General features: G+C 52.6%; 24 protein-coding genes. 11 read left to right on the top strand and 13 right to left on the bottom strand.

Annotated elements, in window-relative coordinates; all coding sequences use genetic code 11:
• Positions 1–120 precede the first annotated feature (120 nt).
• Positions 121–909 carry an FAD-dependent oxidoreductase gene (locus tag ARC85_RS07280; protein WP_286714619.1) on the bottom strand — a complete coding sequence of 263 codons (789 nt, stop codon included), beginning with the start codon at positions 907–909 and terminating at the stop codon, positions 121–123.
• A gap of 30 nt (positions 910–939) precedes the next feature.
• Positions 940–1,233, bottom strand: a complete 294-nt coding sequence (locus ARC85_RS07275) for a glutaredoxin family protein (protein WP_246166808.1) — start codon at positions 1,231–1,233, stop codon at positions 940–942.
• A 247-nt stretch (positions 1,234–1,480) separates the two neighbouring features.
• Here ARC85_RS07275 and ARC85_RS07270 point away from each other — a divergent pair, with 247 nt between their 5' ends.
• Complete coding sequence (locus tag ARC85_RS07270) at positions 1,481–2,311, top strand: alpha/beta fold hydrolase (protein ID WP_286714618.1); 831 nt, start codon at positions 1,481–1,483, stop codon at positions 2,309–2,311.
• Between the two features lie 58 nt (positions 2,312–2,369).
• Here ARC85_RS07270 and ARC85_RS07265 read toward each other — a convergent pair whose 3' ends face one another.
• Positions 2,370–2,621, bottom strand: a complete 252-nt coding sequence (locus tag ARC85_RS07265; protein WP_286714617.1) for a hypothetical protein — start codon at positions 2,619–2,621, stop codon at positions 2,370–2,372.
• Positions 2,622–2,912: 291 nt separating this feature from the next.
• Here ARC85_RS07265 and ARC85_RS07260 point away from each other — a divergent pair, with 291 nt between their 5' ends.
• The 4 genes from ARC85_RS07260 to ARC85_RS07245 all read left to right on the top strand — a co-directional run bounded on the left by ARC85_RS07260 (position 2,913) and on the right by ARC85_RS07245 (position 6,410).
• Complete coding sequence (locus ARC85_RS07260) at positions 2,913–3,938, top strand: lipid A deacylase LpxR family protein (RefSeq protein WP_286714616.1); 1,026 nt, start codon at positions 2,913–2,915, stop codon at positions 3,936–3,938.
• A gap of 117 nt (positions 3,939–4,055) precedes the next feature.
• On the top strand, positions 4,056–4,379 hold the full coding sequence (gene trxA / locus ARC85_RS07255; protein ID WP_286714615.1) for a thioredoxin: 324 nt from the start codon (positions 4,056–4,058) through the stop codon (positions 4,377–4,379).
• 127 nt (positions 4,380–4,506) lie between these two features.
• Positions 4,507–5,460: a LysR family transcriptional regulator gene (locus tag ARC85_RS07250; RefSeq protein WP_286714614.1), complete on the top strand. Its 954-nt coding sequence runs from the start codon at positions 4,507–4,509 to the stop codon at positions 5,458–5,460.
• 395 nt (positions 5,461–5,855) lie between these two features.
• A complete protein-coding gene (locus ARC85_RS07245) occupies positions 5,856–6,410 on the top strand; it encodes an RIO2 family protein (RefSeq protein WP_286714613.1) in 555 nt (184 codons plus the stop codon).
• 114 nt (positions 6,411–6,524) lie between these two features.
• Here ARC85_RS07245 and ARC85_RS07240 read toward each other — a convergent pair whose 3' ends face one another.
• Both ARC85_RS07240 and ARC85_RS07235 read right to left on the bottom strand, forming a co-directional pair.
• On the bottom strand, positions 6,525–6,668 hold the full coding sequence (locus tag ARC85_RS07240) for a hypothetical protein (protein WP_286714612.1): 144 nt from the start codon (positions 6,666–6,668) through the stop codon (positions 6,525–6,527).
• 113 nt (positions 6,669–6,781) lie between these two features.
• A complete protein-coding gene (locus ARC85_RS07235) occupies positions 6,782–7,672 on the bottom strand; it encodes a PhzF family phenazine biosynthesis protein (RefSeq protein WP_286714611.1) in 891 nt (296 codons plus the stop codon).
• Positions 7,673–7,790: 118 nt separating this feature from the next.
• Here ARC85_RS07235 and ARC85_RS07230 point away from each other — a divergent pair, with 118 nt between their 5' ends.
• The gene (locus tag ARC85_RS07230) at positions 7,791–8,684 is read left to right on the top strand and encodes a LysR substrate-binding domain-containing protein (protein ID WP_286714610.1); all 894 of its coding nucleotides are present in this window, start codon (positions 7,791–7,793) and stop codon (positions 8,682–8,684) included.
• Position 8,685: 1 nt separating this feature from the next.
• On the opposite strand, the gene ARC85_RS07225 is transcribed toward ARC85_RS07230, so the two are convergent.
• A complete protein-coding gene (locus ARC85_RS07225) occupies positions 8,686–9,156 on the bottom strand; it encodes a nucleoside deaminase (RefSeq protein ID WP_286714609.1) in 471 nt (156 codons plus the stop codon).
• Positions 9,149–9,853 (bottom strand): FMN-dependent NADH-azoreductase, encoded by a 705-nt coding sequence (locus ARC85_RS07220; protein ID WP_286714608.1) that lies wholly within the window; start codon positions 9,851–9,853, stop codon positions 9,149–9,151. The genes ARC85_RS07225 and ARC85_RS07220 overlap by 8 nt, the downstream gene beginning before the upstream one ends.
• Before the next feature lie 139 nt (positions 9,854–9,992).
• Between ARC85_RS07220 and ARC85_RS07215 the strand changes: the two genes are divergently transcribed.
• Positions 9,993–10,844, top strand: a complete 852-nt coding sequence (locus ARC85_RS07215; RefSeq protein WP_286714607.1) for a LysR family transcriptional regulator — start codon at positions 9,993–9,995, stop codon at positions 10,842–10,844.
• 118 nt (positions 10,845–10,962) lie between these two features.
• On the top strand, positions 10,963–11,247 hold the full coding sequence (locus ARC85_RS07210; RefSeq protein WP_286714606.1) for a hypothetical protein: 285 nt from the start codon (positions 10,963–10,965) through the stop codon (positions 11,245–11,247).
• Between the two features lie 365 nt (positions 11,248–11,612).
• On the opposite strand, the gene ARC85_RS07205 is transcribed toward ARC85_RS07210, so the two are convergent.
• Both ARC85_RS07205 and ARC85_RS07200 read right to left on the bottom strand, forming a co-directional pair.
• Complete coding sequence (locus tag ARC85_RS07205; RefSeq protein WP_149600600.1) at positions 11,613–12,158, bottom strand: carboxymuconolactone decarboxylase family protein; 546 nt, start codon at positions 12,156–12,158, stop codon at positions 11,613–11,615.
• Positions 12,159–12,291: 133 nt separating this feature from the next.
• A protein-coding gene (locus ARC85_RS07200; RefSeq protein WP_225316971.1) for an IS3 family transposase occupies positions 12,292–13,379 on the bottom strand; the annotation gives its coding sequence in 2 pieces (ribosomal slippage) (positions 12,292–13,118 and positions 13,118–13,379; 1,089 coding nt in all).
• 458 nt (positions 13,380–13,837) lie between these two features.
• On the opposite strand from ARC85_RS07200, the gene ARC85_RS07195 reads away from it, so the two are divergent.
• Positions 13,838–15,045, top strand: a protein-coding gene (locus tag ARC85_RS07195; protein ID WP_286714605.1) for an IS3-like element ISMaq2 family transposase whose coding sequence is annotated in 2 segments (ribosomal slippage) — positions 13,838–14,165 and positions 14,165–15,045 — 1,209 coding nt in all. Because the reading frame shifts where the segments join, the coding sequence is not laid out codon by codon here.
• Positions 15,046–15,761: 716 nt separating this feature from the next.
• Here the strand turns inward: ARC85_RS07195 and ARC85_RS07190 are convergent.
• From ARC85_RS07190 to ARC85_RS07180, 3 genes are all read right to left on the bottom strand, one after another.
• Positions 15,762–16,004 carry an AbrB/MazE/SpoVT family DNA-binding domain-containing protein gene (locus ARC85_RS07190; RefSeq protein WP_286714604.1) on the bottom strand — a complete coding sequence of 81 codons (243 nt, stop codon included), beginning with the start codon at positions 16,002–16,004 and terminating at the stop codon, positions 15,762–15,764.
• A 755-nt stretch (positions 16,005–16,759) separates the two neighbouring features.
• Entirely contained in the window at positions 16,760–17,185 is a 426-nt protein-coding gene (locus tag ARC85_RS07185; protein WP_286714603.1) for an antitoxin Xre/MbcA/ParS toxin-binding domain-containing protein, read from the bottom strand.
• Positions 17,186–17,289: 104 nt separating this feature from the next.
• Entirely contained in the window at positions 17,290–17,460 is a 171-nt protein-coding gene (locus tag ARC85_RS07180) for a hypothetical protein (RefSeq protein WP_286714602.1), read from the bottom strand.
• 811 nt (positions 17,461–18,271) lie between these two features.
• On the opposite strand from ARC85_RS07180, the gene ARC85_RS07175 reads away from it, so the two are divergent.
• Both ARC85_RS07175 and ARC85_RS07170 read left to right on the top strand, forming a co-directional pair.
• On the top strand, positions 18,272–20,623 hold the full coding sequence (locus ARC85_RS07175; RefSeq protein WP_286714601.1) for a site-specific integrase: 2,352 nt from the start codon (positions 18,272–18,274) through the stop codon (positions 20,621–20,623).
• Positions 20,620–23,880 carry a tyrosine-type recombinase/integrase gene (locus ARC85_RS07170; RefSeq protein WP_286714600.1) on the top strand — a complete coding sequence of 1,087 codons (3,261 nt, stop codon included), beginning with the start codon at positions 20,620–20,622 and terminating at the stop codon, positions 23,878–23,880. Before ARC85_RS07175 ends, ARC85_RS07170 begins: the two co-directional genes overlap by 4 nt.
• Here ARC85_RS07170 and ARC85_RS07165 read toward each other — a convergent pair.
• Positions 23,877–24,200 (bottom strand): hypothetical protein, encoded by a 324-nt coding sequence (locus ARC85_RS07165; protein ID WP_286714599.1) that lies wholly within the window; start codon positions 24,198–24,200, stop codon positions 23,877–23,879. The genes ARC85_RS07170 and ARC85_RS07165 overlap by 4 nt on opposite strands.
• Positions 24,201–24,271: the final 71 nt, after the last annotated feature.

Raw genomic sequence — 24,271 nt, 5'->3', positions numbered from 1 at the left:
GGAATATCGTTTATCGACAACTTCGGCGGTTACAGAAACTACCCCGGTTATTGAAGTCTTTTTTCGGTCATCCGGACCTGGCGTATATCGCCGGGTGATGTTCGCTTACTTTGTTTCTGATTAGTAGTCAACCACGACCGTGTGAACGATGCCTCCAGATTTGCGGTAGGTTACCTGCACACCGTTCAGGGTTTCTTTCGCTGCAAGGACTTCCGCGTGAAGAACCAGATCAAATTCGGACTGGAAAGTATCCGCAGCAATCTTCCGGATTTCGGAGTCGGCAATTCCACCGATCGATTCGTTGCGCGACAGCATCGTAACCTTGACGTTGAGCCGGCTTAGAGCCTGCCCCAGTTCCAGACCGATGACACCTGTCCCGACAACCAGTACGGATGACGGAAGGTGCTCCAGTTCGAATACATCGTCATTAACAAGCAGGCGGTTACCCGCGCCCTCCAGTACTTCGGGGATAAATGGTCTGGAACCTGTTGCAATAACAATCCGGTCGGCAGTGATTTCGAGACCGTTATCAATCTGCAAACGATGGGCGTCCAGGAAGCGTGCGTAACCACGGACCTTATGGCTATCATCAAAGTCGTCGACATCTTCAACAACAAACCCGACGAACCGGTCGCGTTCTCTTCTTACGCGATCCATGACCGACGCACCGTCGGTTTCAACTGTCGGGACATTTAGCCCGAAAACACTCGCATGTTTTGCGCCATGGGCGGCTTCTGCGGCGGCTATCAAAAGCTTGCTGGGCATGCAGCCGACACGCGCGCAAGTGGTGCCATAGTGGCTCCCCTCAATCAACGCGATGCTGTCGGTATGCTTGCGAGCTTCCCGGTAGGCACCCATACCCGCTGTGCCCGTGCCAATGATGGCAACATCAACTTTTCGTTTGAGCATGCTTGCTCTCCTTTATGTCTCTGGGATCTTTCACACGGTTTGTGCGTGATCAGCTGCCTGGGCAGCATGGCGCTGAAGGAAGCGGACGATGTCCTGGGATTCGTAAAGCCAACGCACCTCTTCGTTCGATTCGATTCTTAGGCAGGGAACCTGCGCTCTGCCGCCGCCTTTGATCAGCTCAGCCCGATAGGCCGGGTTTCGGGCGATATCTCGTTCTTCCACTTTGATGTCGATGTGCTTCATCGCGGAGCGGGTGTATGCGCAAAAAGGGCATGAGCGATAGTGATACAGAGAGAAAGATGTGGTTTGCGAACTGACGGACATGGACTGTCTCCTTCCTAGTGAATGTGCCTGCCATTCTCTGTTCATTGGCCAGAGCGGAGGCGGCAGGACGGTTGGAATAGTTGTCCATCTGTTTGAGCGACCGTTGCTGGTGAACCACATGTGCAAGAAATGAACAATTTTACTTGCATTGCATTTAAAGGTGTATATACACTTTAAATAAGCTGATTCGATATGGGAAGAGGTTGCCCGGAATCAGAGCCTTTTTTTCAGGTTGAGGAAAACGGAAATGAATCTTTCTTTGAATCTATTCCAGGCTGCGTTTGGTGTTTACAGCCGATTGCTGCCATCGCGGGCCGCGTCTAAAGCTGTGGAGCTTATGACCAGCCCACGAATCAAGGCTGAACGGCGCGCTTCATCCCGAGAGCTTTTCCAGACGGTCGTGCCCCTTCGTAACAACGGCTTTCTGTCAATCTATGGAAGTGGCCCGAAGAAAATTCTGCTCCTGCATGGGTGGTCGGGCTGGATAGGACAATTCAAGAATCTATTGAGTGTGATAGATGCTGATGAATACACCGTTTATGCCGTCCATCCGGCCGGGCATGGCGAATCGCAAGCCACCGAATCACATCCGGGTCGCTTTATTGAGGCGGTTCTGGAAGCCCATGAATACGTGGGTGGTTCGTTTGATGTTGGGGTCGGTCACTCTCTGGGTGCCGCGGCGCTTGTTTATGCCCAATCCAGCAAGGGGTGCTTTGATCGTCTGGTATTGGTCTCAGGCCCGGCAACGATTAAGGGTGTACTCAGCCGGTTCGCCCGGTTTGTGAACCTTGGCAAGCGGAGTGAACGTGTTTTCGTGCGCGGTATGGAAGAAACGGTGGGGCTGAGTGTTGATCGCCTGGATTTGCTTGCGCTTGCGCCTGCGATCAAGACACCTGTGTTGCTCATCCACGATGATCTGGATTCAGAAGTCCCTGTTGTCGAATCCCGTGCCCTGCACGAGGCTTTTCCGAGGAGCCGTATGATCCATACAACGGGATATGGCCATAGCCGACTGTTGCAGAATCCAGAAGTGGCTCGCGAAATCGTCGAGTTTACCAATTCGCCGTTCCGGCCCTAATTCGGGATTAAAAACGCACCGTCCCTGGTGCCAAGACGCAAAAAAAAACAGCTCAAACTCAACCGTGGCTTTCGGGCTGCACCTGGCCACGGATAACAATCTGACCGCTGTAAGGAGCCGGTTTGGCCGTATGGTTCTCAGCGTCGCGATCCTGAATTTCACCGCGAATCACAATCTGGCCGCTGTAGGGAGCGGGCTGAGCCTGCTCGGAGCGGGGCTCATCGGATTTACGGTCTGCCAGGGTAGCGTTAGCGGGCAGGGCGGCGGCTGCAAAAAGTGAAGCCAGAGTGATCAGTACAAATTTATGCATAACATGTTCTCCAAAGTTCGATGGGTTGATGCTCATACCGGAGTCGCCAATGGACTCGATATCAGATGGAGCGAAGTATGGAGTTGAAGAGTCGTAACGAATAATTCCCAAACGGTATGCAATACATCATTTGGAGTGATGGCCGTTGGCCGGGGGAGTTCAAAAAGTGCACGTAGAACTACTTACCCATAAGCATGAGTGATGTTTTGAATACCGACGCTTGATTAGTCCTGAGCGCCAGTCAATCGAAGAATAGCGCCAACTTTACCGACACACTTTTCGGAGTTGGCTATGAATTCGCGTTTTCTGGTACCTATGTTTGCGGTCTCCCTGTTGGCCTTTACCGCGCAGGCCGAGTCCTCAGACTCGGTGATGGCTCTGTCTACGGATAACGATCTCTTTGCTCCAACGCAGACAGATCGGGATTACACCGCCGGGGCGGCCATTACGTATTCCTCGAATTCAGAGGAATTCATCAAGAACCCGGTTTCGAGCATCAGTCAGGGACTGGATGGTTATGTGCTGCCATTCCTGGGAGGAAAGGTTGCGAAGCCAAAGAGCGCGGCGCTCGAGTTTGGGGTGTATGGCTTCACGCCCGAGGAGATCAAAGAGTCGGCCATTGACCGGAACGATCGTCCATACAGCAGCCTGGTATACCTGTCGTCGAGCCAGAGCTATCAGGCCCTGCGCGCGAAATCGGGCTGGACGACATCAATGACTGTGGGCGTGCTGGGGCTGGATGTTTTCAAATCCGGCCAGAATGCGGTTCACAAGGTCGTCGGTAGCGACCGGGCAAATGGCTGGGGCCACCAGATTTCCAATGGCGGAGAGCTGACCTTCCGGTATTCCGCTGCATACCATCAATACCTGGATGCCAGTCAGCCGAATCAGCAGTTCAAAGTGACCTATTTCGGTTCCGCCGGGTACCTGACTGAGTTCGGTGCGGCCCTGGTTTTCAGGGATGGTCTGATCTCATCACCCGATAACCGCTTTAACCCCGAATTGATGGCTTACGGTGAACGCGCCCCCGGTGTGTCAGCCCCGGGTGGACGGGAAAACTACTTCTGGGGCGGAATGTCAGTCAAAGCTCGTGCCTACAATGCTTTCTTGCAGGGCCAATTCCGCGATTCGGACCACGAACTGGATGCCAACGAGCTGAACATTCTCCTGGCCGAGGTCTGGGCTGGTTACACCCACAGCTTCCTGGCGGGCACCGAACTGAGTTATGTGCTGCGTGTTCAGAGTTCCGAAATCAAATCCGGCACAGGGAACCGTACGCTTGCGTGGGGTGGGCTGGTATTCAGCAAACGACTGTGATGGCCAGGTACGGAATCATCATTGCAGGAAATAGAACTTATACAGTCCTGCAATTGGTTTTCACTGGCAGAAGGCTTCAATGTTGGAAACAGATTCATACGTAGAGGAGGTTTGCCGATGAGCAACATGATAGAAGTAACAGATATAAATTTTGAGCAGGAGGTTGTGAAGAGCGATCGCCCCGTGCTGGTGGACTTTTGGGCGCCCTGGTGCGGCCCCTGCAAGACGGTTGCTCCCATGCTTGAGGAACTTGCAGATGAGTTTGGTGAGCGACTGACCATTGCCAAAGTAAACGTGGACGACAGCCCGGACATTACTGCAAAAATGCGCATCCGGGGCATTCCGACACTGTCCCTGTTCCAGGACGGCGGCGTGATTGCCCAGAAGACAGGAGCTGGCAGCCTGGGCGAGTTGAGGGCATTTGTGAAAGGCCACCTGTAACGCCTGTTCAGAGCCTCCCGAAAGGGGGGCTTCTTCGTATAAACGTTGTCAACCCCGCCTTTAACGCGATTGCGGTGGAACCATTTGCCAGCCAGACTTGTCCGGTTGTCATGACCAGGATCGTTGAATGAAAACTCAAGAACTCCAGCTGCTGTACATCTTTGATGCCATTATGACTGAGCGCTCAGTGACCCGTGCAGCAGACCGGCTCGCCATGACTCAGCCCGCCGTGTCCAATGCGATTTCAAGGATGCGCCAGATCTGGAACGACCCGCTGTTCGTGCGTAAAGGCCGAAACATCGAACCGACATCCTATGCGCTCAGCCTGTGGGATCAGGTTGGCGATCATATGTATGCGCTGACCAATGCGGTTAGTGCAACTCAATTCGATCCAGCCACGTCAAAGCGAAAGTTTCGCATCGCAGTAACGGATGTGACGGTCGAAATGATCTGGCGCCAGTTAATCGAACTGCTGGAGGATCAGGCGCCTGGCGTTGATATTCACGCCGTGCCATACACACCGGAAGGGACATACGACGATTTGCGCGAGGCCCATGTGGATCTGGCAGTCGGCATGCTTACCCAGCACGATCACAGCTTGCGAAGCACCTGGTTATTCGAAGGCGGGTACGTTCTGGCGATGCGTGCCGACCATCCGCTGGCTGGCCGGCAGATAACCATGGATGAATTCCTTGAGGCCCGTCACCTGCTTGTGACGATGTCAGGGGATGCCCATGGTTTCGTAGATAGCTTCCTGGATCAGAAGGGCCAGAGCAGGCGTATTGCAGCCACCGTTAACCATTTTTCGATTGTTCCCCAGGTTCTCAGGGATTCCAACCTCATCGCTTCGGTTCCCGAGTTGATCAGCCAGGACTGCGGGTTCGTAGACGGGCTCTGGATGGGGCAGCTGCCTTTCGAAGTAGATCCGACCAGCCTGTACCTCATCTGGCACACGCGCCACGACCGCGACCCCGGTATCGTCTGGTTGCGAAACCATGTTGAACGGCTCCTTCGTGAGCGCTGGCATGACATCATGACCAACTCGCCTTGTGGCCATTCGACGGTAAAAGCCATCGCCTGAAGTACTGGAAAATCCAGTCATCATTTCCAGTGATGACAAAGATACCGCAACGGAATTATTCAGCGTCCCGAAAACTTCCAATAATCCTCTGCAGATGTCGCCATTCGCGGCATCGGCAAGGGGCTGGTTAAACCACGATTGAACCGGCCGGCTTGCCCAATAATCTGCATGTCCTGGAGTTGGGAGGGGAAATGAAAGGCCAAACGAACTGCCCGTCGATGGGTTCCAGCTGGCAGCCTGCTGCAGTCACTGATACTGCTGACCAGAAATGGTACAAGCCAATCATTTCGGTAAACGCAGACAGCAGCGGCAACAGGCACGTATACAAGGCTTTCAGATTCTCCCGGGGCCTGCTCGGGAATTACTTCAGGTTTCTCGCGTCTCACGAATTCAGGATGCTGAAAAAAGTCGAGCACCTGGATTTCACGCCTGATCAAGTCAGTCGGCCATCAGACGCTTCGCCTACCATTCATTATCGTTTGATCGAGGGTAGGCCGGTAAAGGATATTGCGGCCGGCAAGGGTCTCCCAGAGAACTTCTTCTCACAGCTTTTCAGTGATGTGAAAACCCTGCACCAGCATGGCGTTGCCCACATGGACCTTGGCAATTCCGGAAACATTCTTGTGTCTGGGCAGGGCGACCCCGCAATCATCGATTTTGGCTCAGCTATTCCCCTGAGTTGGCTGCCGTCATCTGTTCAGAGCTGGGCCTGTCGAAAGGATATCCTTGGGGTACTGAAGCTGTGGTACCGTTTCGATACAGAAACCATGCCGTTGTTTTTGTTGCACTACTATCAGAGCAACTACCGCAAAAACATCTACACTCCCAAACGTTTCCTGAAAGCTGTGCGTCGGTGGATCACGGGCGACGGCGGCACTTCGGACGTTTCGGGTGTTACAACCGTTATCAGCGTGTTTTTCGGGCTTTTAGTACTGGTGTCTTTCACCTGAAGAGCGGCACTGTGCCGCTCCACTATTGCCTTGAGCGGCATCCAGGAAATCTGATTATGGAGCAGACAAAAAAAGGGGCGGTCATGGTGACCGCCCCTTTTCGGTGTGCTCAGCTTAGTTGCTGACACCAAGATCGACTGTTTCGGTCGCTGGATTGTTTCCACGATCGATATCTTCCTGGCTCACACCTTCAGCCTGTGCGAAAGCGGAGAAAGCGATTACAGAGAAAACGAGAAAGAACTTGTTGATTGCGTTCATGTGATATTCCACCTTTTAAGAAAGTTGAGTTAAACAGCATCGCCGTATTGGCTTGATGGTTATTCTCTTGCTTTCCCGTCTTCAGAAAAAATTGCTTTGCGGTATACAACACATCAGGTCAGGTGATGGATTACCTCAACTTCAACAACCTCTCTGATCTTGCCCCGGCCACCTGCGAACAGGTTTTCGATTCTGTTGTCGGTTCCAATGGTCAGCCTTACGTTGATGACACTTGGTGAAGGTGTGGCCATCCAGCGGCCCTGTTCGATAGTGAATTCCTGCCTCTGTATACCGAGTTGCTCACGCAGATAGCAGGCCAGCGGGCCAGCTGCCATTCCCGTCGCAGACTCCTCCAGGATGCCGTAGCGGGGAGCAAACATGCGGGCGCCTGCGTCTCTGCCGGCGCCAACGCCATCGAGGGAGAACACGTAGAAACCGATCAGATCCAGTGCTTCGCTGAGTTTCTCGATGAGGCTGAAATCCGGCTCAAGACTTTTAATTGTTTCGCTGTCGCGAATGCCCAGCACCACAAAGCTGTTCCCGGTATTAACCAGCATCGGCTCGGTACCCTCGATCAGATCCTCGGCAATTATTCCAAGTGAGAGCAGGGCGGTCTGTAGATCATTCTCGTTCAGCGGCTCGAAGCGAGGACCTTTCTGTTCCATATAGGCGGCTTCGCCCTCCATGTTGACTGTTCGCAGGCCATCTATGGTCTCCTTCGACGACCGATTATTCGCTAGCAGACCTTTTTGCCTCAGAAAGCTGAAGGTTGCGATGGTCGCGTGCCCGCAATGTGCGATTTGCTGGGTTGGTGTGAAGAATTCCAGCTTTATGTCTGCTGAGTCAGAGGGGGAGACAAAAGCCGTTTCCGAAAGCCCGACAGCAGCGGCGATCTTCTGTTTTTCCGCAGAGCTGAACCGTTCGGCGTGCAGCACAACACCTGCAGGGTTGCCGCCTGAATCGCCGTCGACAAAGGCACTGATGATTGGGACTTCAATTTTCATGATGCGTGTTCCTTCAGTGGGTTTAGTCACTGAATGTTTTCAATGAACGGTTCGGATAACAAACGGGTAAAACTGATATATGCTTAATTAAAAATTAACTGTAAGTAGAGTGGAGCCCATGCAGAAACTACCTCCGCTAAGGGCATTGCAGGCATTTCGGTACGCTGCCAGAGAGCTGAGCTTCAAATCGGCGGCAGAGGCTCTGAACATTTCCCAGGCGGCCGTGAGCACCCATATCCGCGGTCTTGAGGAATTTCTTGGTTTAAAGCTTTTTGTCCGGCTGACCCGCGAAGTGAAATTAACCCATGAGGGCCGGGCACTCTCGGGCTATGTGGAAACGGGCTTTCAGGAGCTTGAGCGTGGGATAGCCCTGTTTGCACCAAACTCCGATCCCGGACGCCTGACTGTGGCAACGGTGCCATCTTTTGCCAGTCGGTGGCTTGTGCCCAGAATTGATTCGTTTCAGCGAGCTCATCCTGAGATCCAGTTGAGTCTTCAGCCCAATCTGCAGTTGGTCGATTTCCAGGGTGATGGTGTGGATCTCGCGATTCGTTTTGGCAGCGGTAATTACCCCGGGCTGGAGTCCAGGCTATTGCTCGAAGAAAAACTGCTGCCAGTGTGTCACAGCATGCTCATTGATAACGACAGCGTGACGCCTGAGACTCTGGCAAAGCTTCCATGGCTTATTGATGAATCAGGCGACCTCGAAAGCTCCTGGCGAGCGTTTCAGCAAGAACTCGGCATCGAAATACCTGACAGCTCCATAACGCTTCGGGTAACTGAGGGAACGACCCTCGTAGAGGCCGTACTGGCCGGCAGGGGGATAGCATTGATGCGGTACAGCCTCGTGGCCGATCTTCTTAAAGCCGGCTTGCTTCAGAGCCCGATTGAATTTTCGGTCCCGGCGCAATACCAGTATTACCTGGTTGCGCCAGAAGCGAAATTTCGCACGGACAAAGTTCGCGCATTTGTATCGTGGATTACTGGCGAAGTAGGCTCTGAATCGCTCTAATTCATTTGGGCCAACTGAAATGGGAGCAACTTCCTCTCGTGATCGATGGGAAGAACCTCAATATCCTGAAAGAGACTCTCGTTGAGGTACTCGTATGTCCACAGATAATTAAACCCGTGTTGTTGCACCTCGTATCGATTCGACAACACAACAACTTTTCTTTCTCAATCCCCGCCATACGAATTGCCATGTAGCAGAGGGCGCAAGGCTCTCCTGAAGCAATCAGTGTTGTCCCGCGGAGAGAAACGTCCTTTGTGCTCCTTGAAGCCTCTCTGATTGCCTGGACTTCAGCGTGTGCGGTGCAGTCGAGATGCTTGGTGACCTGATTTACCCCTTGGCCAATCAGGTCTCCATTTCGATCAAGAATAATTGCCGAAAACGGTAAGCCATTGGCTTTGACACTGCTGACAGCCAAATCAATGGCGATATCGGCAGACTCCGTCAGGCGTTCTTCTGTAATTGACTTACACATCGGCACTCTCATGATTCGACGATTGAGTCAGGTTTGAAATGCTTAGTTTGACGGCAAGGCTTTCGGCTCGCTGCCTGGCCTTGGCGACTGACATCCGATGCCTCTCGTCCCCGAATTCCTGGTATTCGGCTGCAATTTCGTAGACTGTGTCTATCCCCAGATACTTGCTCAGCGTATGCAGGTGCGGTGCAAGGTGACCAGAGTCCTCTCGTATACCGCCTTTTTCAAAGCCGAACTCTCCGCTGGAAGTGACTATGATCAGCGTTTTACCTGAGAGTAGGGGCTGCAAGGGGAAGTCTCCCCGTGAGAGATCAAAATCAAACGTCTTGTCGATGCGCACGATTTGGTCGAACCAGGCCTTCAGGTGAGCGGGCATGCCATAGTTATACATTGGTGAGGAAATCAGGATAACGTCGGCCTTGGCCACCTCCGCTATTAGCGTATCGGAAAGCGCGAGTCTTTCTCTCTGCGCCGGGGTCCTTTTTTCCTCAGGGGTAAATACCGCGCCAATCCAATCCTGTGAAATGAAATCAGGTGGGTTCATCCCAACGTCACGATAGATATAGTCATCCTCGGGCCGATTCTGTTGCCAGGTCTCAATAAATCGACGAGCGATGTTCTTCGATATGGAATCGTGATCCGGGTTCGGGTTAGTTGCGGCCCTGACGCTGGAATCGATGTGTAATAGTGTGCTCATTCTGGTTTCCTCGGTTGGTGAATAACAGGCGTCATTTTGTGGGCCTCTGGAGGCTGGGACAAACGAAAAGAACGCACTTACAGATGAGTCAGATTCATCTAGAATAGCTGTGACCTGGTGTTAACTTCGGAGATTACGCGTGCAGGTATCGTTACAGGCACTGAAAGCCTTTGAGTCGGCTGCTCGTCTGGGAAGCTTCAAGTTGGCTGCAGAGGAACTCTCGCTGACGCCAACCGCAATTTCGCACCACATCGGCAACCTGGAAAATCGGTTAAACATAAGTTTGTTTCATCGTCAGGGGAGACGGATATCCCTTACGGGAACAGGTTCAAGATTGGCAAAAGCCACCTCGGAGGGATTTCAGAGAATTGACAGTGCTCTGGAAGAGGTGATGGAGGCTGGCAGTGCGGTCAGGGTGACAACAACATCATCCTTGGCAGCCATGGTGCTGATCCCGTCCCAGCACGAATTTGAGCAAGCCAACCCGGATATTTCTATCGAAATTTCGACAGGCGAGTCTGTCGACAGCCAGCCCTACATTATTCCGATCCGTCTCGGCGATGCCTCAAAAGTTCAGGCAGCTGATGTCGTCAAATCCGAGTCGTTTAATGTGTTTGGCGCGTATGGCAAGGAGCCGCCCGCGTGGGCAAATGAGGCTATTACCGTGTTTACAACCGAGTGGAAAAACAGATCGCTACCGGATCCTCCATTCGGCGCCTGGTTGAAAAAAAATGGACTGGATGGAGCTGATATAAGACTCAAAAAGTTTGATCAAGAGATTTTCGGAATCCAGCAGGCAATGGCGGAAAACGGACTGGTGTTTTGCTCGACAACGCTGGCTGCAAGATTGTCAAAGACCAAACTTCTACACCAGTTTGAAACCCAGCCGGTAGAGTCAAACCTTTGCTATTACGTACCAAACAAGAACAGCTTTGAGACCCGCGGTGCAGTCAGGTTTCTGAAGTGGGTGGAAGATACTTTAAACCAGTAGTTCGTGAGTAAACTTCTTAATTCGGCGTCAAGATTCTTGAGGAGACCCTCCTGTAACATTCCGGCCGCCCTGATCGTCAAACCAATGACTATCGTTGATTAGGTTCGGGAGGGGCGCCATGACCGGTTTAACTCAGGTATCGCAGGGAAATTATATACCGACAGAGGGAATGAAGGAGCTTTTGCGGCGGTGGTTTTATCTGAAATTCGTTCAGAAAAAGAGCACCGTTGAATTGATGGCCACAGCTTGCGATCTTCGCAATAAAAGCGCGTTGAGCATTGTGGCGCTGTTGGACGTTGACGAGCAGATGATCTCTCAAGTGGTGGGTAAGAAAAGGCTAGTTTTTGTTCAGAATTGCCACGCGTACCTGAAGGGCTCAGTCAATCCTGCGGGCTTGGATTGAGATTTTCCAGCATGGTAGCAATGAAATGGAGATCACGGTGGTTCCTTTTCGCCACCGTGATCTCTATTGTTTTACTCCGATAGCGGCCTGAATCGACGGAAAATCGATATAAGTCGCCAAAACCCGTTAGATGTAATTGGTCAGAACGTTCAGGGCTACGTTGCTAATGATTTCGACCAGCTCGGCGTCGCTGTTTCCGGCTGAACGAACCTTCTGAACGTCGTCACTTGATACGTTTCCTCCCCCCATGGAATGTCGAGAAAGGGTGGAGTAGAGGAGTGGATACTCTGACAGAAGGAGCGTTCAAGGTGGAAATAGGCACCTTTGACACTGTTCGATAACGTCAAAGGTGCTCGTCCAGGTATTTACTTCCACTTAAACCGAGAAAATGGCACGTCCACAGGCGTGTCGGCAAAGTGATTGACGTAGTTGCTCATTACCTTTTGGGAGAGTATTAAAATAATTTCAAGGGCTTGACGCTTGGTAAAGCCCGCTTCGAAGAACGACTGAAATTCAGCAGTGTCAACGTCACCCCGCTTGCGAACCACACTAAGAGTGAAGACTCTCAGGGTTTCCAGCTTTTGTGTAGGAAGCGGGGTTTTGTTCCTTAATGCATCCGAAATGGAATCTTCTACGCCCATACCCTTTGCAATAAATGTATGGGCTGGAACGCAGTAATGGCATTCATGTTCAACATTGATCGTCTGCCAGACGACGGTTTTTTCGTCAGTTGTGAAACTACTTTCCAGCACCAGATCGTGAAGCCTTTGGTAGGCTTCGAGCAGGCCAGGTGCCTCCGCCATAACCGCATGTAGGTTGGGAATCATCCCGAAAGCCTTCTTAGATTTTTCTAAAAGTGGTAGGGAGTCCTTTGGTGCCGAGTCAGTACCGTGGAGTTCAAATTTATGCATGGCTGTGTCTCCTAGTAGGGTGGAGACGTAACTTTATCCGCTGTGTTTCGGAGAACTGTGCAGTTTGTTCGTTTTTTTGTGCCAATTGTAAACTGGTAATCCCCCCATTTTTAGCGGGGTTCAAAAGTAGACCTTAGGCCATCATGGCCAACTTCTGTTGAGGGGTAATCCCTCCGAGTCCCATATTGGGTCGTTCGTGATTGTAGTGCCAGAGCCAGCGAGTGGCATAGTCCTGGACTTCTTCAGTGCTGTCGAACAAATACTGCGCCAGCCAATCGTAACGGACTGTTCGGTTGTAGCGTTCAATATAGGCATTCTGCTGCGGTTTGCCCGGCTGGATAAACGCCAGCTTGATGTCTTGTTTGTCGGCCCAGGCTGACAGCTTGCCGCTGATGTACTCAGGACCGTTGTCACAGCGAATAGAGCGCGGTTTCCCACGCCACTCAATGATCTGCTCCAGTGATCGGATAACCCGCTCTGCCGGAAGCGAGAAGTCCACTTCGATGCCAAGGCCTTCCCGGTTAAAGTCATCAATCACATTCAGCAGTCGGTAACTGCGACCGTCGTTAAGCTGGTCGTGCATGAAGTCCATCGACCAACTGTCATTGATGATTTCCGGCACGGCCAAGGGTTCAGGCTTTTCACGAACCAGGCGCTTTTTAGGTTTGATTCGCAGATTCAGTTCCAGCTCCCGATAAATCCGGTAAACCCGTTTGTGATTCCAGGCAAAGCCTTTCACATTGCGCAAATGCAGGAAACACAGACCAAAGCCCCAGTTCCGCTGGTTATGGGTCAGTCGGATCAGCCAGTCCGCGATTTCGGCATTCTCGCTGCTGAGCTTTGCCCGGTAGCGATAGCAGGTCTCGCTGATGCTGAACATCCAGCAAGCCAGGCGAATACTGACGTGCTTCTCATTGACGGCTTTCTGCGCCATCTCACGGCGACGAGACGGCTTTACCACTTTTTTTCGATAGCTTCCTTGAGGATGTCAGCCTTCAATCGTTCCTCGGCATACATCTTCTTGAGCCGGCGGTTTTCATCCTCCAGCTCTTTCAAGCGAGCCATCATGGACGCGTCCATGCCACCGAACTTGGCCCGCCATTTATAAAAACTGGCGTTGCTCATGCCGTGCTCTCGGCACAGCTCCGGGACCGGCACGCCGTTCTCGGCTTGCTTGAGGATCGACAGGATCTGGCTGTCGGAAAAACGTGACTTCTTCATGCAGAATCTCCCTGCGTCTAGCTTACGGAAAATTCTACTTTTGATCACCGCTGTTTTTCGGGGGGATTACCAACTCACCCTTTGGATTCCCACATAAAGTGGTAAAAAATACCCTCCCCACTCTTTCTGCATATTCCGGCCCATCGTGACCGCCCATTCCGTTTGAACGTGACCGATTTCGGGTAGTTTTCCGGAATCGCCGGTCACGATGCCGGAATTGAGCCGCGCTGACCTGCAAATTCCTTTATCTGCACCCCTGCTCTCTGGCTGGCCCCCGATACAGTAGACACGCTGAAAGCGTTACATGGACTTACCCCGGTCCACTAGACGCTCCTGGCCTATGATTGGACTTAAGGCAAATCTTCAGGTGTTGGTAATTGTAATAGCCCCCATTTAAACCGGACACCTTGGTAGAAGCAAAGGCCTAGGCATAGACCTAGTGCAAAGGAGTGTCCAAGGTGGAGAGAATCGAAGTCATAACCGGAGTGCAGCGCCGTCGCCGGTATTCCGCACAGGAGAAGGCATTCATGGTTGCGGAGTGTGAGCAGCCAGGCATGTCAGTATCGCTTGTAGCCCGGCGTCATGGTATATCAGCAAGTCTGTTGTTCCGTTGGAAGAAGCTGATGAAAGACGGTGGCATGTCCGCGATTGAGTCCGGTGATGAGGTTGTCAGTGCATCCGAGGTGAAGGCTCTGAACAAAAAGGTTCGGGAGCTGGAGCGGATGTTGGGCCGCAAGACGATGGAAGCTGAAATACTCCGGGAAGCCCTGGAGGTGGCTCAGTCAAAAAAGTTGATCTCGCGCATGCCGTTGCTGCCACCGGACGATACCCTCTGAAGCGGGTTGCTGAAGTGCTGAAGGTATCGCGCTCCAATCTGTTGGATCGCCTTCATGGTCGCCAGAAAGGCCGAAGCCCGAGATACAGCAAACAGGACGATGAACGGCATTTACCGTTTATCCGTGAGCTGTGCGAGGCCCGTGCTGCCAATGGCTATCGAAGGATCACGGCTCGACTGAATCGGTTGCTCGCAGCCAACGATGAGCGAGTAAACCACAAGCGCGTGTATCGACTGATGAAGCAGGATGGGCTGCTGTTGCCCCGGTATACGGGCCGACCTCAGGAGCGCTGTCACAACGGCCAGGTCATTACGTTGAAGCCAGACCTTCGCTGGTGCTCAGACGGCTTTGAGATCCGCTGCTGGAACAAGGAGGTTGTCCGTGTAGCCTTCAGCCTGGACTGCTGTGATCGCGAGTTGATGCGCTATGTAGCGACCACTGGTGGCATCACCGGTGAGATGGTTCAGGACCTACTACTGGAAAGCCTGGAATACCGGTTCGGCCAGTCAGAGCGAGTGCCTCATCCGCTGGAATGGCTGACGGACAATGGCAGCTGCTACATTGCCAAAGAAACGCGAGCCTTCGCGTCCTCTCTGGGCTTTGCAGTGTGTACCACACCGGTGAGAAGCCCTCAGAGCAACGGCATGGCTGAGGCCTTCGTGAAGACGTTCAAGCGGGACTATGTGTACCTGAACGATCTTCCTGATGCCGCCACGGTGATGGCCAGGTTGCCGGAATGGATCGAGGACTATAATCGCAGCCACCCGCACAAGGGGCTGAAAATGAAATCGCCCTGGGAGTACCGGGCGGAACTGGCATCAAACGAATGAGGTGGTGTCCGGTTTAGCGGGGGCAACTACAGTAATGAGTACAACGCGCACGCCTTGCTACCGAATCTGAATGTTCGCTTTGCGACCGGAGCGGCCAACTTATGATGTCATTGCCATTGATGTTTGACTTCAGTGCTCATCGCTAATAGGCAATCGTAAGGCGACGCTAGATTAGAAAAATGTTGCTGGCTGGCTAGCATTGCTCAAGCAGCAACCCTAAGAAATTTGTTGTTGCAAATATGTTGTCGACTTATTTTTCTAAGGCTACGTATATCAACTAAACTCACTCACTCAGCAACGAAAATCGCATATTTCATATTCGTATAACTGGGCCTGAACCGAAGCAAAGGGGCCAAGGGGCCGGACGAATGGCTTCCGCCATCCGGTCAGTGCGGTTACGTGGCTCGGTTTGTACGAGTCTTAAAATCGTACGATTTAAATCCCACGGAACGGGAGTCGGTCTGGTTTCAGGATTTTCTGGGAGACTGTCGCCGGTAAATCGCCTATCTGGTCAAGGCGGGTTCTGGTTTCCCGGTTTGGCCCTCTTGTGATTACGGAGTGCGTCACTTTGACACAAAACGCCCAACTGAAGAACAACTACTGAAAGGCTTGGATGCCGGGCGGCGAACGCCACAGCTGCTGCTCAAAGACTTTAGCCCGCGGGAACGCCTTAAAGGTTCGGTCAAAGCCGAGAGCGTTGATATAGAATCATGGAACTATCTTGGGTTTTTTGCGGATTGTTCACGATCCTCCGTAAAATCGTCCGTCACGCCTTCAGCGGACTTACAAAATTCATCCCAGATAGGGTCTGTTGGCCGGTCATAGCGCTTGACTGAGCCTTTAAGGCGTTCCAGTGGGGTTAGCTCGTGGGGCAGAGGCTGGGCTAGCTCGTCTGCATGGGCTGTGTGGGCATTGAGGCCTTCAAGTAGTTCCTGCTCAGTGATCTGTTTTCTGGACATGGTCCCTCCTTCGAAAGCAGCGTTATTCTTTGTTCATCTCGCGTTCTTTCAGCTCCAGGCGTCGTGACCAGAGACTCCACGCGGTCAGTAGCGCGGCACATGAAATGCCCAAAGCCATTGCGGTGAGTATGCCTGTCTCGAGATCCATGATTTATCCTAATGAGAAGGGATACGGTACCTTGCAGACTACAGCTTAGGTGATTCATCGCGCCCAATCTAGTTGCCTCCTCTAGGGGGCTATCTGGATTGTACGGGTGTTGGTTTTTCAAAAGCTACGCGATGTGTGTGCTTTCTGTAGAGCTTGTAAATTTGGAACGCACTGCGTTCCAAATTGAATCGGACGAGATGCGTGAACTCATACCCATCAGCGAGGCTGAAAAACGCCGGCAGTGACTCAAGATTTGGGGCGAAGCATGCTCCGTTGGCGAGTACGCAGATTGCGCCTCGGCCTAGTAGCAACAGTTATTAAACGGCTCACTGTAGATCTATGAAGCCAGATCCTATTCCAAGGGCCGGGTTGATAACTCGTAGCCGATAGTGCATATTTCTGATCACGACTCTCCCCTTGCAGGCGCATTAAGTTGTGATCAGCTTGGGGCGAAAAAACCGCCTTCTTTGGCGGTTTTTTCATTTCGGGGCACTGGGATGTCAGCATTACTGGAAAGAATTGAAAGCTCCTTGAGTCCAGCATTTCGGCAAGTTAGTACTGTTTATGGCTCAATCAGGGGTTTGTGAGCAAAATATCGTATCGTTCGCTAACTGAAATCGCCCCTTTCAATTTTCTTTGCTACTTCAGTTACCCACCGACGTCCCTCGAAGCAATCAAACAAGTCCAGAGGTTTCTCGCCGCCGAGAGCTGGTACTTCTGACATTAGCCACCGATCTGCGAGCTCGCATGAACTCCAGGCCATCCGGACTGCTGAAAGTGTTCGAAAGCCGTCCAGCAGTGCCTCTGACTTTTGGGTATTCAGCACTCTGGCAGCACAGTCTTTCTCTAGGCCATTTAGGTCGGTGCCGAGGGTCTTCGCGATCAGTTCCGGGCATTCAAAGTAATTCACGGCAAGCCTGACCACGCTGCCGGGTATGCCTGTCCGAACCGCAGCGATAAAGCACGTCGGATTCTGAAAGATATTTGGGTCCAGATTCAGTTCGGCAGAGATGGCCTGCATTGGGTTTGTCATGGTAGTCCTCGACAATGACTGACGGAGCTTCGGCATTTTCGGTTAGAGCCTGTGCACCGAGCTCTTCCTCCATCGCTCCAATTGCAGCTTCTCGAGCAATCATTTTATTGCAGCACTTCCTTGTCGCCCTCAGTGCTATTCTTGTTCTCGAGGGCCATGATTTGAATTTCCGCCCAGAGTTGCTTGTCAGAGCGAAGTAACAGTACCGCAATCACCATTGCAGGAATGGCCAGTATGATCGAACAGATCAGAAGCAAGACAAAAAAGTTACCCAAGTGAAACCTCCTTCTGCAGTGGTTCGATGATTCTGTATGCCTCTCGACTACCCCCTTATTCTAGCAAGGTAAGAGACGACAATTGCTCCTGCGAGTTAGATGATATTGTGCCCACAGCTGTCATTGTTTGACCAAATTTCGTTCAGAAAAAGACTGATTGAACAAAAACCCCCAGAAAACTGCCACCTTTCGGTGACTCAGGGCTGTTCCTCCTGTGGAAAATGAATGTTGACCAAAGGTCATTAGTCTTAATTCAGTTTTCATGAGGTGCAGCAGTGAGTAGAGACATTCTGAGGTATCGCCGAATACGAGTGGATCAACTAATGGTTTCGCAGGATCTGTCGTTGAATGCTCGAAACCTTTTATCTAATCCCTTATATCGTGCACGTGACCTTTCTGAGTGGCCTCAAGAAATCATAAGTGAATATATAGCGTTACACCCCCCTGTCGTCATAGCACGCCAGCGCGGCTTTCACGCTATTGGCAACTTCCGTTCAGTGGAATTGGCGGGTTATCTAGATCCTAAAACCCGTGTCTCAGTTCTGGAGCATGCTCAGGTTCCACAACATAAGCTGCTGGCTCGAGCCGGATTGCTGGAGTTTTTGACAATCAGCTTTGGTGCCCTATGTCCTGCAGTCTATGAGCAGTCTGTCTTGCCTCTCTGGGAGTTATCTAAATCCAGCGAAGGTTTTCCAGAAAGTATCCATTCGAAGCAGGGGTTGGCGAGATTCCTTTCGGGAGATCGAAAGAAGTTCTCGCGACCGAAGCCTGAGGAGCTACAACCAACATATCGTCGGACGGAGTAATGCTAATGACGGCAGTAATTCCTTTTGACGTCACGTCACGGATGCTTGAGAGGCTAATCTCGCCGCCGCAGGATCGACGGAACATCATCACAATCGCGCCGGTCATCGCGAACGTTCTTGGAGTGATGCGAGAAATGGCGCTGTCCTACTCACGATGTGAGGAGGTGTTTGCCCATCTGGATGAAATGATCGAACTCTGCCATGCGATTGAGTTAGGTGCAGATTCGGTGCCCTCTGAATGGATCCCCAAAATGGCATTTTCTCGAGGGTCTTACATCACTGAACATCCAGTTTATGCTGCACTGGACCATCTTTCTCAGCGTTCAACACGCTCGTTGCCACGCGTGGTTCTATTGGCGCATGTGATCCTGTCGGTCTATGCAGGGCGATCGCGTGGAACAGGTTCGGGTACCGTTATACCGATTCCGGACATCAATGTTCTTGCAGCGTGTCGTGAAATTCGCCTGTTGTCGGATGATTATTTGGAGCAGTTCGGGGAGGTTAATTGCAATCCGTTAGCGCTCTACCAGAGTTTGGAAGCTTTCATCCGTTCAAACCCGGCGGGGATTGCGTCTTCAGTATTGGCCCGCTTCCGTAATCTCAGAAGAATAATCGGGCTCTCGCTAGGGCGTGAGCTTCCGCAAAGCCGCACTCGGGGATCCAATGGCCCCCGAGAGTACGTCGACACCTCGTGGCGGGACGATCTAAGCGGTGTAGATCCAGACGACGGATTGGCGACCGACGGTCTATTGGCGATACCAGCACTGTCTTCGGATGATGAGCAGGCGTTGCATGAGGGTGTTTTAGGAGGACTGTCGGCTTCCGACACCATCAGCGCTAATTCAATTCAAATGCTGAACGCCCGGTACTCTGGTAGGCAAGGAAAAGCTCCTGAACATGGGCTTTATCAGCAACGGGCAGTGGCCAATCAGATAAAGCGGAGTGCCCAGTTGCTCGCGGGGCGTTGGGAGCAGTTGAATGAGCTGGATTGGGTCAGCTTTCTTGAATGGGTGGAGCGGGACATCAGCCCAGAAAGCCTGGCATTACTTTTGAGTGCTGTGACGGGTAGGCCGTTGAAACAGGTGGCTGATACCAAGCTCTACGGGAGCAGCGACTTGGTGCCACTGTCTCATTCGGACGAGCATATCTCTCTGTGTGCCGAGTCCAGAACCTGGATATCGAAACCTTTGCGGCCTGAGCGCAGGAGGCCGATGCGAGCAGCTTGGGATCGCAATCTGGCATCGGCCTCCGAGACCCTGGCTTTACCGATACCGGATTTTCTCTGGGCAATACTCATTCGATTTCTGGGAGAGCCCTCGGAGTGGGGTATTCGCAATCTATTTTCCAGAGCCCAAAAATTTACTCTTTTGCACCAGGCAAAAGAAGCATTGAGGGAAGGAGTCCGCCGGGAGGATACGGGGTTAACGGTGACTCGACTACAACGGCAACTGTTTAATCGTCTCGTCAGTGGAAATGGCGATATTGCAGATGCCGTTCTGATTACCGGAATTATGCCACCTTATGGTCAGTCAACGGCACTGTATTACTATCACACAACAGTAGAGCGCCTGCAGAATCTCTATCTGGATACGATAGCCCAAATGCCGGGTTTGCAGAACGAATGTTCGACCTTCATGCGGCAACTAGTGATGAACGAGGAGTCGATCGGCTCGCCTTTCTATCCGAAACCTGAAAGGCTGCCATTGTTGGTCTCTGATCTAAAGGCGGCTGTGGCGCAGGCGCGCACAATGCCATCGGCCGATCACGCCTTGGCAGAGTTTCACAACCACTACACCGTGTATACAGCCTTCCTGGTAGCGTTCGCCACCGGCTATCGGAGTGTCAGGTTCCCAATCTCCCGCGAGTCGGATATCGATGAGGCGAGTGGATTTCTGGTGGTTGCTGATAAGATGGGTGATGATATGAGTCACTCTCGCCTGGTTCCAATCGCCCCAATTCTCCGGGACCATTTGCGGCTATACCGCACATACCGTGAAGCACTGATCCACCGTTTATGGGCCCTTCATAAGCAGCCAGCACCCGAACATTTCCTGTTTTTTCTGGAGAAACGCAGCACCGGTGTTTCTCCGATAACTCCCAAAAAACTTATGGAACATTCTGAGTGGGCTTATGATCTACCGCTCAACACGAATCGACATTTTCTGCGCAGCGAGCTGCGTGCCCGTGGCGTAGCCGGAGAATTGGTTGACGTTTTTATGGGGCATTGGTCCCAAGGTCAAGAGCCCCACGGAAAATTTTCTAGTTTCGATTTTCGAGTCTATCGGGATCAGTTAGCTCCGGTCCTGAACAGGATTTTGGTTGATATGGGCTGGGAACCGTTGGAGGGAGGGCTATGACTCGACATATCCCCACTGACAGGGCCCTGCATGGAGATGAGTATCGCAGTCAGCACCGATTCAACGCCGCCGCCAAAGCACTCGAGAAGTCGCGCACGTTGGACATCATCCGGAGCGACTTCCCCGAAATTTTCGCGCGGACCAAAAACAAGGTGGTCAGAGACTCGGAAGTCACCACTTTGATTGAGCACGTCTGTGGTGGTCAGCCGGGGCAGGAGAAACGGGTTCGACACAACACCATAGTGGAGTTTCTTCGCGAGGGTGTTCGCACTTACAACTGGGATGTAAGTCTTCCAGCCTACGCAACGATGGCACAGGCCGAAAAAGCCCTAGCAACCCCGGAGGCGTTTTCACGCCTGCCTGACTATCGGGAGCTGGAGCAGCGCTTTAACCAGTCTCTCTCTGAGGGGATGTGCACCGAGGGGCTGAATGAACATGAGCTGATGTATTACGAGGCGGGCCAGCTCGTGTTCTCCATGATCAGTTACGGTGGGCTGCATCATCCAGCATGGATTGATGCGGCAACTGAGAAACTGAGCGCCGGCATATTTAGCATCGAGGGAGTTTACTGGTATGAGCTGATGAGCGATCACCAGTTGCGCAGGTGGTTTCCGGATTCACTGACGATTTTATTGATCCGGAGGTGGTGCCGCCGTTGGGGGCGGTGGTGGCCGAAGGAGTCCGCCGCTGAATTGCTGCAAAGGTTTGTCCAACAGGTCGCGGGAGAGTTCGATACGCCGTTAATAAGAATCGGCGCATTCGTTAGTGCAGCCGCTACGGCGAGTAGCCTGGAAAGCTGTGGGTATATCCATCATTACCAGACTAACCGCAATAGCAGTGTTTCTTTGCCTGATTCCGCGTGGTGGCGTCTCAATACCAAAAAGGTTCCCTCGAGGACGGAGACCAGTGGCGTTCAGCCTTTGCTGAACATAATGTCCCCGACAGTGGATGCACCCGAACTAAGGAGCGATATTTCTGTCGATGGACTGGACGGGCTCAGAAATGTTCGTAGAGCGTTACAGTCAAAATGGAATGGCAAGCGGCGAACACGTAAACAAATAGCTGCCAACCTGGCAGACATCGCAGCTGATAGCCGATCGGCACCCATCGTGCGGGTGTTGAGTTTATGGTGTCGGAGCCTAGTAACTCGAGAAAAGACTGGAGGTGCTGACACATTAGCGCTCAACTCCATCAGGACTTATCTTTCGAGAATTGGAGTGCACCTCACGACAGCGCTCGCGATGGTCGGGGACCTGCGGGAGTTGGAGGCGGGTGATTGGGACGAGATTTATGACGAAATTGTCCGGAGCGCGAAATCCAATGCTCACAGGCTGAATCGGGCCACCGCTGCTCGCAAATTCCACAATTTTCTGACAGACCATTTCGCGCTCCCCGAAGCGTTTATTGAGCAAAGAGGAACAGAAAGGGTCGTTGACGCTGAGATTCTCACGCCTGCGGAATTTGCGAGAGCCCTTCAATTGCTCTCCCAGCAGAGCTCCGAACCGCGCCTTGCCAGGATTCGTAGGCTGGTCTTGGTACTCGGGTTCCGCTGTGGCCTCCGGCGAGGCGAGGTCCACAAACTCCAACTGCGCGATCTGCCGGGCTTATGCCGGCCAGAGCTTAGTCGTCCTGAGCTGCTTGTGCGACCCAGCAAGCATGGTTCAGTTAAAAGCAACGCAGGCATCCGGAGAATGCCGCTTTCGGTTTTGCTGACGCACAGCGAGCTCAGAGAGCTGCGGGACTGGGTAAAACTCCGTCTGGCAGAACAAATAGCGAACCGCCCTCATGAACTGGTGTTTTGCGATCGCAATTTCTCAAACATAATGCTGTCACCCTGGCTGCTGTTCAGCCCCATTCAAGAGGCGATGGGGATCGCATCGGGCTCTAGTCTGCGGTTCCATCACCTAAGACACTCATTCGCCACGTTTACAGCGCTGCGCCTCCTGGAATCTAAACCGGGGGAACTATTTAGTGAGGCGTGGGCCAGGGATGATCAGGACAATATTGTGATGCCCCATTGGGGAAGCGATTTCCCGGCATTAGCTGAGCTTGCGTCAGCGGGCTCTGTGACAGGGAAGCGCCTTTGGATGCTCGGCCAATGGGTAGGGCACGCAACGCCCGGGGAGACTCTCAGGAGCTATGTGCATCTCACAGACTGGGCGGCTTTCAAGAGGCGTCTGTCAGTCCAACAAGAGACGCTGACAATGGAGCAGCAAGCGTATCTTCTCGGGATCGACTCGGCATCCGTTTCCGTGTTTCGTACCCGTCACCGTCTGACAGGCAGAACGGATGCGAATGATTTGATGTGTGTCTCCAGCAGTGGTTGGCCGGCCGGATATAGAACTCTGCGGTTATCGGAGTTGAAGGGTTATGTGCTTCCCACTGCTCCAGAAATGAACCTGGACGAGTTGTGTGCTCCTCGAATGACAGCCATGGGCATATACCATTTATTCCATAGAATGGCTGTACTCAAGGCCAAAGGGGTGGGTGACGAAGAGGCTGTGCTGGAATCAGCGACGCATTTTGGCGTAGCTATTGAGCAGGCTAGGCGCTGGCACCGCCGGGCCATGAAGATGATGAACGATAGCACTGACAAAAATGCCGTGAAGGGTGTCTCACGCCGTTGGTCTGCTCATCATCAGGGAGAGCTGCCAAACCCCTTCTTTGAAAGGGATCAGAAAAAGAATCCCAGTGCGACCTGGCCGGAATTAGCTCAGTGTCCCGCTCCACCGACACCTCATGCGGGGCAGGAGTTGACCAACGACATCTTCGAGAAACTTTTGAGTTGGTCCCAGTCAGAACCAGAGGAATTCGCATCGGCATTGAACGCGGTCCAGAACGCAATGCAACGCAGCCATCAACAGATTTCGTTCCGATCGGATGCTGACAAAAAGCGTTACCGTCGGTTGCTCCAGCAGGCGGGCCTTTGTCACCTCGTAACGGTGGTCGTGAAACCGGCCCCAGATAGTAAACACAACAAGGGCCAGATCAAGCGTTACTGGTCAGAAGAGTTGGATGTTCGGGAATCTCGCGTGAAGCTATCGACCGAGTGTGCGATAGGTCAACGTAATCTCTGGGGTGTCGCCCAATTGGAAGTTCGGCCAGAACCAAAATTGGGCGTAGCAGCCAGGCAGATGACGATGACGACAGTCCGGTTTGCTCTGTTTGCGGCCGCTGTTGCCTTTGCTGGCGGCTTGGCGATAGACACTAAGCGGCTCGAGTTTGTAGGTGAGCCGCCAGTGGTTGATGAGGACTAGGAGCGTTTGTGTTTACTGGCCAGTTGGTCCAGTGACCGAGGCTGATACAGCGAGAGGAGTTTCTGTTGCAGTGCCAGCAGCTCATCGAGCTTTTGCTCAATGCCTCGCAGCCGAGTGTTGACGGTGTTGTCGTTGGTTGTAGGTATCGATGCACGGCATTGAATAGCCAGCGCCTGAACATCCGATTGGCGGAGTTGGCGGCGCTGGTCGGCGCCAATCGTGTAATTCAACCTGCCATCGTTCATCCGCCGGTACAGGGTCTTGGTGCTGAGATTGGCCAGCTTGGCGGCCTCGTGGATGTAAAGGTAGCGTTCCGTCATGAGCATGTTTCGCTGGAAAGAGTGGGACATGTCACGAGACAGCGGTGGGACACATCCCTGGCAAATGTCAG

It is taken from the genome of Marinobacter sp. tcs-11, assembly GCF_002049515.1.
GTDB classification, from domain to species: Bacteria; Pseudomonadota; Gammaproteobacteria; order Pseudomonadales; family Oleiphilaceae; genus Marinobacter; species Marinobacter nauticus.
This window is presented reverse-complemented; position numbering and strand designations above follow the sequence as displayed.